General features: G+C 68.9%; 13 protein-coding genes. 5 read left to right on the top strand and 8 right to left on the bottom strand.

From position 1 onward, the window contains the following. Positions 1–39 precede the first annotated feature (39 nt). Positions 40–807 carry an isoprenyl transferase gene (locus tag FND50_RS11600; protein WP_005572244.1) on the bottom strand — a complete coding sequence of 256 codons (768 nt, stop codon included), beginning with the start codon at positions 805–807 and terminating at the stop codon, positions 40–42. 161 nt (positions 808–968) lie between these two features. Here FND50_RS11600 and FND50_RS11595 point away from each other — a divergent pair, with 161 nt between their 5' ends. Further along, a complete protein-coding gene (locus FND50_RS11595; protein ID WP_005572246.1) occupies positions 969–1637 on the top strand; it encodes a hemolysin III family protein in 669 nt (222 codons plus the stop codon). 6 nt (positions 1638–1643) lie between these two features. Here the strand turns inward: FND50_RS11595 and FND50_RS11590 are convergent, their stop codons facing one another. Genes FND50_RS11590 through mca form a run of 3 tightly spaced genes read right to left on the bottom strand, consistent with a single transcriptional unit; the run spans position 1644 to position 4872 of the window. Further along, positions 1644–3659, bottom strand: coding sequence for a thioredoxin domain-containing protein (locus FND50_RS11590; RefSeq protein WP_144285866.1), 2016 nt, complete (start codon positions 3657–3659; stop codon positions 1644–1646). 17 nt (positions 3660–3676) lie between these two features. Continuing rightward, positions 3677–3997 carry a hypothetical protein gene (locus FND50_RS11585; protein ID WP_005253720.1) on the bottom strand — a complete coding sequence of 107 codons (321 nt, stop codon included), beginning with the start codon at positions 3995–3997 and terminating at the stop codon, positions 3677–3679. Then, on the bottom strand, positions 3994–4872 hold the full coding sequence (mca, locus tag FND50_RS11580) for a mycothiol conjugate amidase Mca (RefSeq protein ID WP_005238981.1): 879 nt from the start codon (positions 4870–4872) through the stop codon (positions 3994–3996). The genes FND50_RS11585 and mca overlap by 4 nt, the downstream gene beginning before the upstream one ends. 191 nt (positions 4873–5063) lie before the next feature. Between mca and FND50_RS11575 the strand changes: the two genes are divergently transcribed. Further along, positions 5064–5489: a DUF4307 domain-containing protein gene (locus FND50_RS11575; protein ID WP_037202953.1), complete on the top strand. Its 426-nt coding sequence runs from the start codon at positions 5064–5066 to the stop codon at positions 5487–5489. A gap of 227 nt (positions 5490–5716) precedes the next feature. Continuing rightward, positions 5717–6211, top strand: coding sequence for a transcription elongation factor GreA (greA, locus tag FND50_RS11570; RefSeq protein WP_005238978.1), 495 nt, complete (start codon positions 5717–5719; stop codon positions 6209–6211). Positions 6212–6291: 80 nt separating this feature from the next. Here the strand turns inward: greA and FND50_RS11565 are convergent, their stop codons facing one another. Then, positions 6292–7641, bottom strand: a complete 1350-nt coding sequence (locus FND50_RS11565; protein ID WP_144285865.1) for a bifunctional lytic transglycosylase/C40 family peptidase — start codon at positions 7639–7641, stop codon at positions 6292–6294. A gap of 257 nt (positions 7642–7898) precedes the next feature. On the opposite strand from FND50_RS11565, the gene FND50_RS11560 reads away from it, so the two are divergent. Further along, entirely contained in the window at positions 7899–8090 is a 192-nt protein-coding gene (locus FND50_RS11560; RefSeq protein ID WP_005253724.1) for a hypothetical protein, read from the top strand. Positions 8091–8115: 25 nt separating this feature from the next. Next, a complete protein-coding gene (locus FND50_RS11555; protein ID WP_144285864.1) occupies positions 8116–8886 on the top strand; it encodes an FAD:protein FMN transferase in 771 nt (256 codons plus the stop codon). A gap of 6 nt (positions 8887–8892) precedes the next feature. Here the strand turns inward: FND50_RS11555 and ilvA are convergent, their stop codons facing one another. From ilvA to FND50_RS11540, 3 genes are all read right to left on the bottom strand, one after another. After that, positions 8893–10125 (bottom strand): threonine ammonia-lyase, encoded by a 1233-nt coding sequence (gene ilvA, locus FND50_RS11550; RefSeq protein ID WP_005253726.1) that lies wholly within the window; start codon positions 10123–10125, stop codon positions 8893–8895. Positions 10126–10194: 69 nt separating this feature from the next. Continuing rightward, on the bottom strand, positions 10195–11367 hold the full coding sequence (locus FND50_RS11545) for a cystathionine gamma-synthase (protein WP_005567047.1): 1173 nt from the start codon (positions 11365–11367) through the stop codon (positions 10195–10197). A 21-nt stretch (positions 11368–11388) separates the two neighbouring features. After that, entirely contained in the window at positions 11389–11895 is a 507-nt protein-coding gene (locus FND50_RS11540) for a hypothetical protein (protein ID WP_007300198.1), read from the bottom strand. Positions 11896–12022: the final 127 nt, after the last annotated feature.

The raw sequence follows: 12022 nt of genomic DNA, 5'->3' as shown, positions 1-12022 counted from the left end.
GAGTGGCGAAGTGTGTTCCGGCACGCTTCGCTACTCGCGTCAGACGCCGAAGCGGCGGTGCCGGGCGGCGTAGTCGCGGAGCGCGCGGAGGAAGTCGACCCGGCGGAACTCGGGCCAGTACGCCTCGGTGAACCAGATCTCGGAGTAGGCGCTCTGCCACAGCAGGAACCCCGACAGCCGCTGCTCCCCCGACGTGCGGATCACGAGGTCGGGGTCGGGCTGGCCGGACGTGTAGAGGTGACCGTCGATGCCGTCGACTGTGATCGATTTCACCAGTTCGTCGCCCGACAGTCCCGCGAGGAGTTTCTCGCTCAGCAGCGACTGCACGGCGTCGGCGATCTCCTGGCGACCGCCGTAGCCGATCGCGACGTTGACGTGGGTGCCGGTGCGCCCCTCGGTCCCGGCAGCCGCGTCACGCAGACGGCGGGACTGTTCGGAGGGCAGGAGGTCGAGGGCGCCGACGATCTTGACGCTCCAGTTCTTGTCGGGGCCGGAGATCTCCTCGACGACGTCCGTGATGATCTCGAGCAGGGTGTCGAGTTCCCCGGGGTCGCGGCGCAGGTTCTCGGTGGACAGCAGGTAGATGGTCGCCATCTCGATGCCCGCGGCGTCACACCAGCCGAGCAGCTCGGAGATCTTCAGGGCGCCCATGCGGTGGCCGTGACTGACGTCCTCGAAGCCGTTCTCCCGGGCCCACCGCCGGTTGCCGTCGCACATCACGGCAATGTGCCGAGGGTGCTGTAGACCGTCGAGCCGCTTCAGTAGACGACGCTCGTAGATGCTGTACAGCAGTCCTCGCGCACTCACCTGGAGATCACCATGACACGCAAGAGTACGCCGCATCCGAAGGTGATCCGCGACGGCCGTCACACAGCGCACGACTTGCCGCTACCGACGGGTACGCTCGCACCACGAGCTAACCTACGGTTGCGTAGGTTAGCGCCACTCACAGCGAGAAGAGGTGTTCAGTGACCGCTTTCGGCCTCGACGAACTGCCCGTCAAGCCCCGACTGCGAGGGTGGATCCACCTGTGGGCGTTCGGCGTCTCCGTGATCGCCGGCATCGTCCTCGTCACACTGTCGGGCACCCAGGTGTCCGGGGAAGCGGCGCTCGCCACCGCCGTCTACAGCCTCACGGTGTGCGGTGTGTTCGGGGTCAGCGCCACCTACCACCGGATCCACTGGAACACCGTCAAGGCCCGCACGTGGATGAAGCGCGCGGACCATTCGATGATCTTCCTGTTCATCGCCGGCAGCTACACCCCGTTCGCGGTGCTGGGGCTTCCGCCCGACACGGGCCGGACCCTGCTGATCGTCGTGTGGGCGGGGGCGCTCGCCGGGGTCGCACTGAAAATGCTGTGGCCGACAGCACCGCGCTGGGTCGGGGTGCCGCTCTACCTGCTGCTCGGCTGGGCCATCGTTCCCGTCGCACCCGAACTGACACACGAGGTCGGCGTCCTACCGATGGTGCTGCTGCTGATCGGCGGCATCCTCTACTCGGTCGGCGCGATCCTCTACGCCACCAAGTGGCCCAACCCGTGGCCGACCACGTTCGGGCATCACGAGTTCTTCCACGCCGCTACCGTCATCGCGGCCCTGTGCCACTACATCGCCGTGTGGCTGGTGGTGTTCCGGTAGGCCGGACTACCTGCTCAACGCGGCACCCAGGTCCTCGATCGTCGACACCGGGCGGTCGCACACGAACCCGCGGCACACGTACGCCGCGGACGCGCCGCCGACCAGCGGCCGGTCGGCGAGCAGCGGTGACGAGTCCGGTGCGCCGCCGACCACGACGGCGCCGCCGGGAGCGAGTCTGCGCGCCTCTCGAAGCAGGACGGGATCCCCGTCGGTCGCCACGGCCACCTGGATCGGGCCGCGCACCGACGCCTCGGCCACCGCAAGCCAGTGCCCGGCCGATCGCGGCGCGCGCTCCAGAAGCAGTGCCACCCGGTCGAGCGATTCGGCGGCCGCGCTCGCGTACCGTCCCGACGCGTCCGCGGCGGCCACTGCGGCCGCGGTGAGCAGTGCCTCGACCAGGCACGACGCTCCGGACGGCGTCGCACCGTCGACCGGGTCGCGGGGGCGTGTCACCAGTGTCTCGGCGTCGTCGGCGGTGTCGAACCAGCTGCCCGGCCGCTCGTCGTCGGCGAAATGGATCAGGGCGCGGTCCAGCAGCGCCTGCGCGTGCGTCAGCCATGCGGTGTCGCCGGTCGCCTGATACAACGCGAGAAGGCCCGTCGCCAGGCAGGCATAGTCCTCGAGCACCCCGGCCGATTCGCCCACGGACGTTCCCAGCGACGCCCTCCGCAGACGCCCGTCGACGACGTGCAAGCCCAGCACCGCACGCGCGCACTCGGCGGCCGCGGCCACCCACTCCGGCCTGCCGAGTCCGGCACCGGCCTCGGCGAGCGCGGTGATCGTGAGACCGTTCCAGGCGGTGACCACCTTGTCGTCGCGTCCCGGCTGCGGCCGCGTCGCACGCTGGGCGAGCAGCGTGCCCCGGATCCGGCGCCAGCGGTCCCAGTCGTCCGGATCGCGCGGAAGCTGCAGGACGGACGTGCCGGCCTCGAACGTCCCGTCCGCGGTCACCGCGAACACCCGGGCCGCCCACTCCCCGTCCTCGGGGCCGAGAACCTCGACGAGCTGCCCGGGGGTCCACACGTACGTGAGTCCCTCGACGCCCTCGGTGTCGGCGTCGAGGGCGGACGCGAACGACCCGTTGTCGGTGCGCAGATCGCACAGCAGGAACTCGACCGTCTCCTCGGTGACCCGGACGGCCAGGTCCGAGCCCGTGCGCCGGCCCAGGTGCGCGTACACGCGCAGCAGCTGGGCGTTGTCGTAGAGCATCTTCTCGAAGTGCGGCACCACCCACGCGGCGTCGACCGAATACCGGGCGAAACCGCCGCCGAGCTGGTCGTAGATGCCGCCGCGCGCCATCGCCGACGCCGTCCGCCCCACAACACCGAGCACGTCGTCGTCACCGGACCGCTCGTACGTGCGCAGCAGGCCTTCCATCAGCGCGGACGGCGGGAACTTGGGGGCTCCTCCGAACCCACCGCGGTCGGCGTCCTCGTCCCGCAGCACGGCTGCGGCAGCCGCGTCCAGCAGGGCCGCGTCCACCCGGACCTCGCCCTCGGGAATGCCGCCGGCTCCCCGCCGCAACTCGGCGACCACCGAGGCGGCCGCGTCGTCGACGTCACCGCGGCGGTCCCGCCACGTGTCGGCGATGGCGCTCAGCAGTTGCGTGAACGACGGCATCCCGCCGCGCGGCTCGGCCGGGTAGTAGGTGCCGCAGTAGAACGGGGCGCCGTCGGGAGTGAGGAAGCACGTCATCGGCCAGCCACCCTGGCCGGTCATCGCGACCGTGGCGTTCATGTACACGGCATCGAGGTCCGGACGCTCCTCGCGGTCGACCTTGACGCACACGAAGTGTTCGTTCATCAGCGACGCCACCGCCTCGTCCTCGAAGGACTCGTGGGCCATCACGTGGCACCAGTGGCACGCCGAGTATCCGATCGACAACAGGATCGGGACGTCCCGCTCGCGCGCCCACTCGGTCGCCTCCGGACCCCACTGCTGCCAGTGCACGGGGTTGTCGGCGTGCTGTCGCAGATAGGGGCTGGTGGACCCACCGAGTGTGTTCTGTGCGCGTGGGTCCATGTCCGGCTCCTGTTCGACTACTTCTGCAGGTTCGGCGGAGTGTCCGTCGGCTTCGGCGGTTCGGTGCTGCTCGGCCCGCCACCGTGGATCGCGCCGCGGTCGGTGCCCTCGTCCGCTTCCTGGTCCGGTTCGGGGTGCTCCGGCTCGAACGTCTCGGGCAGGTTCTTGAGCTTCTTGTTCATCGACCGCACCAGCAGCACCACACCCGCGAGCAGCGCGAGGATGACGACGAGACCGATGGGCGACGCCTTGCCGAACTCGGGACCGGACGGGGTGCTCGGCGTCTGCGCCAGGACGTCCGCCGCGCCGGCCACGATGCTCACCGTCAACGCATTCACTGCTGTCCGTCCTCGTTGATGCCCGCGAACAGGTCGTTCTCCGGGATGGAGGTGGTGACGCGGGTCTTGGCGAGCTCGAATTCCTCGGTCGGCCAGATCTTCTGCTGGATCTCGAGCGGCACCGCGAAGAACGAGCCGTTCGGGTCGATCTGGGTCGCGTGGGCCCGCAACGCGTCGTCACGCTGCGGGAAATAGTCGCCGCACGTGATCTGGGTGGTGACGCGTGCCATCAGGTCGCCCTGCTCGGTCTTCCACTTCTTGAGCCACTCGGCCATCGGGAACTCTTCGCCGCGGCGGTCGTACTCCTCCTGGAACTGCAGGAGACGCTTCCGGATGAAGCCGTGCGAGTAGTAGACCTTCTGCACCTTCCACGGTTCCCCGGCGTCGGGGAACCGCTCCGGATCGGCAGCGGCCTCGTACGCGGCCATCGACACCTCGTGGCACCGGATGTGATCGGGGTGCGGGTAGCCGCCGTTCTCGTCGTACGTGGTCATGACGTGCGGACGGAACTCACGGATCACGCGCACCAGCGCCTCGGTCGACTCCTCGAGCGGAACGAGCGCGAAGCAGCCCTCCGGCAGCGGCGGCTTCGGGTCACCCTCGGGCAGACCCGAGTCGACGAATCCCAGCCACTGGTGCTGGACTCCGAGGATGCGCGCCGCCTCGGCCATCTCCTCGATGCGTACCTCGTGGATGCGGTCCCGCACCCCGGGCACGTCCATCGCGGGGTTGAGGATGTCGCCACGTTCACCACCGGTCAACGTCACGACCTTCACTTCGTTGCCCTCTGCGGCGTAACGGGCCGTTGTCGCGGCACCCTTGCTCGACTCGTCGTCGGGATGGGCATGGACGGCCATGAGCCGGAATCCGCTCACGTATTCGTTCACCTCAACTTCGCCAGTAGCCGTTGCCGGCTTGTCCGTGTCGCGCGCTCTCGCCCTCCGCCATCGCTGACGGCGCACTGACGCACGTCCTCTATAGTTCCACCCGAGAGTTCCGCTCGCAGCCGTGCCCCCGCTCGAGTGCTGCGAGTTACGTGGAACCGGAGCGGTACGAGAGTTGAGAGATGACGAGAACGCTTCCCCCGGGCCGATACACAGCCGCGGCAAAGCCTGCGCGCCCGAAGCGCTGGCTCGTGTGGGCGCTGTCCGCGGCGGTCCTGGTCGTCGGTGTGATCGTGGCGTTCGTCGCCTACGACAAGTTCGCCGTCTCCGAGATCGACAGCGAGGCCACGTCGTTCGATCTGGTGAGTGAATCGCAGCTGGACATCACGTTCACCGTCACCCGCGAGGACCCGTCCCAGGCGGCGGTCTGCATCGTCCGCTCCCGCTCCAAGGACGGTTCCGAGACCGGCCGTCGCGAGGTCTACATCGCCGGCGGCGAAGACCAGACGGTGAAAGTCACCGCCCCCGTCTACACGTCGCGCCCGCCCGCGATGGGCGACATCTACGGCTGCAGCCTGGACGTTCCCGCCTATCTGACCGGCGGCTGACACCGGCGCACCCGAGCGACCGTTCGGGTTATTCGGGGTTTGCGCTCCCCGATCGTGCTAGAATCGCCTGGTACACGGTTCCGGTTTGGAACCGTGTATTGCTGCATTGGCGGCAAGGCGGAAATCGAACGGCCCCGGCCGTCGAATTTTGCCGAGCCGTTGATCACTGCTGTTGCAGTGGTCTGTCGAGGGAGCCCGGCGGCTCCAACTACGAGGGAGTGATCGAGATGACCGAGACCCAGGTGACCTGGCTGACCCAGGAGTCACATGACAGGCTCAAGAGCGAACTCGACCAGCTCATTGCCAATCGTCCGGTCATCGCCGCCGAGATCAACGAGCGTCGCGAAGAGGGCGATCTGAAGGAGAACGGTGGCTACCACGCGGCCCGCGAAGAGCAGGGTCAGCAGGAGGCACGCATCCGCCAGCTTCAGGAACTCCTGAACAGCGCGAAGGTCGGCGAAGCGCCCACCCAGTCCGGTGTCGCACTGCCCGGTTCCGTGGTGAAGGTGTACTACGACGGCGACGAGAAGGACACGGAGACGTTCCTGATCGCCACCCGCGAAGAGGGTGCACGCGACAACAAGCTCGAGGTCTACTCCCCCAACTCCCCGCTGGGTGGCGCACTGCTCGAGGCGAAGGTCGGCGAAACCCGCGAATACACGCTGCCCAACGGCAGCAGCATGAAGGTGACGCTCGTCAGCGCGGAGCCGTACCACAGCTGATCGCGGATCCACCGCCGAAAACTCCGGTCCGGGCCACGCACCCGGGCCGGAGTTTTCTGCGTTGACGCCGGTGAGCGAGATCAGAAGACCCTGCGGGCCTTCATGTCGGCGAACACGGGACCGATCCGCACCACATCGCCCGTCGTCGGGGCGTGCAGCATCTGGCCGTTGCCGACGTAGATCGCCACGTGTCCCGGCCCACCCGACTGCCAGTTGCCGAACAGCAGGTCTCCGGGCCTGGCCTGCGACAGCGGCACCTCCACACCGACATTCCACTGCGTTTCCGACGTCCGGGGCAGTTTGACGCCGGTTGCGGCGTACACGGCGAACGACGTCAGCCCCGAGCAGTCGAAACCGCCGCCGGACGGTCCGTTGATGTTGCCGCCGCCCCACACGTACGGCAGACCGATGAACCGCATGGCCGCCTCGACGACGCGGCTCGTGTCACCGGCGGCCGCACCGTAGAAGAACGGCGACAGCATCCGCGCGAACGACTCCTCCAGCGATCGGATCCGCGCGACGTACGGCTGCGTTTCGTGCTCGTAGTCGAACTTGCCGGCGGGCATGCCACCCGCGGTCCGGACCGCACCCGCACCGGCGTTGTACGCGGCGATCGTGAGGTCGAGGGTGTCGCCCTTGACCACACCCTCCTTCTTCCAGCCCTCGATCTGCCCGAACAGGTCGCACAGCATCTGACCGGACGCCATCATCGGGTCGGCGACGCCGTTGATGTCGACTTTGCCGTCGCCGTCCGCGTCCTTGCCGTACTTGGCCCACGCGGGGGGCATGAACTGGCCGGGACCCCGAGCGCCCGCCCGGGACACCGGTGAGGTCGCGCCGTAGCGGAAGCCGTTCTCGACGGAATACAGGGCCGCCAGCGTCGGCGGCTTGATGCCCTCGCACAGCGATCCGGCCTTGCGGATCCACGGCGCGAAGACGGCGATGGCGCCGACCGGCGCGAGCGAGACACCGGGGAAGCCGGCGGGGACGGACGGGATCAGCGACCCGAGTCCGCTGATCAGGGCGGGGACCCCCGGCAGAGCGGCGAGGCCCCCGATCGCATTTCCGACGTCGGGGGCGCTCATCGCTGGGGGCTGGTCGAGTGGCGTGTCCGGCAGCGCCAGTGGGGGAACCGGAGCAGGCGGCGGAGCCGCCTCGACGGCGGGTGGCGGCGGAATGTAGGGGTCGGTCGCCTGCTTCACCGCATCCGAGGCCTGGGCCACCATCTGCTCGGCCTGCACGCGGGCCGGTTCGGGGAGGGTCGATATTGCGTCGTCAACTTGTTTCTGAACGTCGGGTGAGGCCTGCTCGACCACCTGAATTGCTTCTGCTGCTTGATCTTTCACCGGCTGCGGTATGTCCGCTCCCTGAACGATGGCCCCCGCTGCGGTGGTGATCGCCACGATGATCGCCGCTGCATCAACTGACATACGTGCGCTCCTCCTCCTCGGTGCACCTAACCGAGTGAGTTCACGTTACGACGGGGCACAGCAGATGCGAGGCGATTCTGCGGGATTGATCCGTTTCCTACCGTGACCTGCGGGAGAGCGGCACCTGGCGAATCACGGCTGTCGGGCACGACTGCATGCGACGCGCCAGGGGCGTGCACTGCACCCACCGCGCACTCGACGAGGAGAGACAGATTCTTCCCAGGTTGTTCTAAGGTTCGTCGGGGAAGCTGGTCGGCATGAGTGAAGACCGACGGATTTCCCGCCTGCTTCCCGTTCGCCGCGTCCTCGCGGCAGCCGGAATCGCCGGACTGGTCGCCGGTGGCGGTATGGCGGCGGCAGCGGACCCCGCGACCCCCGATTCGGCGGTGGCAGCACCCCTCGTCTCGGCAGGATTCGGCGCACCGGACGCCGTGTCCAGCGGTTCCTGAGATCGCGCGACCGGAGAACCACCACATGACCAGCGCACGCAGCGCAACCGAATGGTCCACCTGGGGTGTGCACGCACGTATCGTCGTCACCGACCCCGACGCCCTGAGTTCGGCGTCGAACCTGATCCGCGGTTACCTCGCGGCGGCCGATGCCGCCGTCAACCGGGACCGCGCGGACGCCGAGATCCGCTCCCTCGACGAGGGCCCGAACACGGTCACCCCGATGTTCGCGCGGTTCCTGAGCGACGCCCTCGCCGCAGCGCGCACCACGGAGGGGGCACTCGACCCCACTGCGTCGGCCCCCGCACCTCAGTCGTGGCGGTCGATCACCGTCGACGGTACCGAGGTCACGCTGCCCGCCGGCGTGGAACTCGACCTGACGGCGACCGCGCGGGCGAGTTCCGCCGACCACTGTGCGTCGACGACGGCGGAGCTGCTCGGGTGTGGCGTCCTGGTGGCGCTCGGCGGAGACATCGCCACCGCCGGGACCACGCCACCGGGCGGCTGGCAGGTCCAGGTCCAGGACCTGCCGGGCGACCCCACCTGTCAGGTGTCGATCCCGTCGGGTGCGGCCGTCGCGACCGCCAGCACCGTCAAGCCGTTGCATCCCGACTCGATCTCGTTGTGGCGGACCGTGTCCGTGGTGGCCGAGTCGTGCACCACGGCGCACGCGTCGAGCACGGCCGCGGTGGGGATGGGCGGCGGTGCGATCGATTGGCTCACCAACCTCGAGCTGCCTGCCCGGCTGGTGGATCAGGAGTTCCGGGTGATCACCCTGGGTGGGTGGCCCAGCTAGGTCCGGCTATTCCTGGAGGCGAACCGCGTACTGGGCGTCGCGCAGTGCGTCGAGGAGATCCTGCCGGTGGCCGGGGCCACGGGTCTCGACGGTGAGGAACACCTCCACCTCGTCGAGCGCGAGCGCGCCGCCGGTGCGGGAGTGGACGACGTCCACCACGCTGGCGCCGTTGCCGCTGATCACGCCCAGGAGGCTGACCAGACCACCCGGTCGGTCCGGAATGGTCACGTGCACACCGAGATACCGGCCGGCGGCCCGAAGGCCGTGATTGACGACGTGGGTGAGCAGCAACGGGTCGATGTTGCCGCCGGACAGCACCGCGCACACCTTCCCGGTGAGTCCCAGCTCTTCCGTCGAGCAGCTGATCAACGCGGCCACCGCCGCCGCGCCCGCAGGCTCCACGATGAGCTTTGCGCGTTCGAGGCACAGGAGCAGCGCCCGGGACAGGGCGTCCTCGCTGACCGTCACGATGGCGTCGACCTGCGAGCCGACGTGGGCGAACGGCACGTCGCCGGGCCGGCCGACCGCGATGCCGTCGGCCATCGTCGACATGGTCTCCAGCGGAATCGGACGTCCCTCCGCCAGCGAACGCGGCCACGCGGCCGCCTGCTCGGCCTGGACGCCGACGATCCGCACGTCCGGCCGGGTGGCCTTGACCGCCGCGGCGATGCCCGCGATCAGCCCACCGCCGCCGGTCGGGACGACAAGCGTGCCGACGTCGGGTTCCTGCTCGAGGATCTCGAGGCCGACGGTCCCCTGCCCGGCGACGATGTCGACGTGATCGAAGGGATGGATGAGGACGGCGCCGGTCTCGTCCGCGAACTCCTTCGCGGCGACGAGCGCGTCGTCCACGGTGTCGCCGGTCAAGTGGACGGTGGCGCCGTACGCCTTGGTGGCGACGAGTTTCGGAAGTGGTGCGCCGGTGGGCATGAACACGGTGGACGGGATGCCCAGTTCCGTGGCCGCCCAGGCCACGCCCTGCGCGTGATTGCCCGCGCTGGCCGCCACGACCCCGCAGGCCCGTTCCGCGACCGACAGATTCGCGATCCGGTTGTACGCACCCCGCGGTTTGAAAGATCCAGTGCGCTGCAAGTTTTCGCACTTCAGCGACACGACGTGCCCGCATCGTTCCGATAACGCCCGGGACGCGATCACCGGCGTCCGGCGCATGACGGGGTCCAGCAGCTTACGAGCTGCTCTGATCTGATCCAGCGTGACAGGCTCCACGCGGGCCAGCATAAGGCCTTCGGCCCGTGCGCCTTTTTGGTAGCGGCGGCAACCAAAAAGGCGCACGGGCGGCGAAGCCGCCTACTTCAGCGCCTGCTCGATGTCGCCCACGAGGTCGGCGGCGTCCTCGATGCCGACGGACAGGCGCACCAGGTCGTCCGGAACCTCGAGCAGCGAACCGGCGGTGGAGGCGTGGGTCATGGCACCCGGGTGCTCGATCAGCGACTCGACGCCGCCGAGCGACTCGGCCAGCGTGAAGATCTCGGTGCGCGAGCAGAAGTCCAGTGCGGCCTGCTTGCCGCCGGCGAGGCGGACCGAGATCATGCCGCCGAAGCGGCGCATCTGCTTCTCCGCGACCTTGTGGCCGGGGTGCGAGTCGAGTCCGGGGTAGATGACCTGCGACACCGCGGAGTGCCCGGTGAGCAGTTCGACGACCTTCTCGGCGTTGTCGCTGTGCCGCTCCATGCGCAGGGAGAGGGTCTTGATGCCGCGGAGCGTGAGGAACGCGTCGAAGGGTCCGGGGACCGCGCCGGCACCGTTCTGCAGGAACGCGAACGCCGTGTCGAGCTCCTCGTCGTTGGTGACGAGTGCGCCGCCGACGACGTCGGAGTGTCCGCCGATGTACTTGGTGGTCGAGTGCAGCGCGACGTCGGCGCCGAGCTGCAGCGGCTGCTGCAGGTACGGCGAGGCGAACGTGTTGTCGACGACGATCTTCGCGCCGGCCTCGTGCGCGATGTCGGACAGTGCCTCGATGTCACCGATGTTGAGGAGCGGGTTCGTGGGCGTCTCGACCCACACGAGCTTGGTGTTGGGTCGGATGGCTGCCCGGACCGCGTCCACGTCGGAGACCGCGGCGGGCGTGTACTCGATGCCCCACTGGGTGAAGACCTTGTCGATCAGGCGGAACGTTCCGCCGTAGGCGTCGTTCGGGATGACCAGGTGGTCGCCGGGGCGCAGCGCGGCACGGAGCAGGCAGTCGGTGGCGGCCATGCCCGAGCCGAACGCGCGACCGTACGTGCCCGACTCGAGGGCGGCGAGGTTGGCCTCGAGCGGTCGTCGGGTGGGGTTGCCGGTGCGGGCGTATTCGAATCCGTTACGCATGCCGCCGACGCCGTCCTGCGCGAACGTCGAACTGGCGTAGATCGGAACGTTGACGGCGCCCGTTTGCGGGTCCGGGTCGAATCCTGCGTGCACGGCCTTGGTGGAGAACCCTTGCCAGCTGATGTTGTCCGCTTTGCTGCGCTGCTCACTCATGGCCCCCAGCCTAGTGGGGACCTACTTCTCCAGATACTCCGCGATCGCGAACGCGACGTCGAGCTTGGTCGCGTCGCTGACGGAGGGGTCGAGCGCGTTGACGATGATGCTGTGTTCCGGGGTGAGCAGCGCCATGGCCACGACGTCGAGGACCACCCCGCCGAACTCTGCGGAACGGGGGTCGGGGACGACGTTCGTCCCGTTCCGCATCTCGACGAGGACGGCGGGATCCGTCACCTGCGGCTTGACCGACGCGGTGATGGTGCTCATCACGTTCGTCGGTCCCTTGGACCACGAGCACGTCGGATCGGTCGAGCCGGGCAGGACGGCCTCGGTGAGATGCGGCCGGTCCGACACCAGCCGGCCGAGTGCCTTCGTCAGCGCGGCGCAGTCGGCGGACGCCGCCGAAGACGACGTGCCCGCAGACGCCGAGTCGACGTCCGACGATCCTGGCTGTGCGACGGCGGCACCCTCGATGCTGTTCCCGCATCCGGCGGCGGCGAACCCGAGCAGGACAACCGAGCCCACAAGAACACGACGACGTAGACGAGCACTCACTGAGATCCCCCCTCACGGACACCGGACCGGTCCCCCGCTGTGCACCGTACGTTCCGTGCGCAGCGGGGACCAGTGTTGTCGTGCCCGGGTCCGACGT

Origin of the sequence: Rhodococcus sp. WB9, from assembly GCF_007558985.1 — a bacterium.
In the GTDB taxonomy this organism is placed as follows: Bacteria; Actinomycetota; Actinomycetes; order Mycobacteriales; family Mycobacteriaceae; genus Rhodococcus_F; species Rhodococcus_F opacus.
This window is presented reverse-complemented; position numbering and strand designations above follow the sequence as displayed.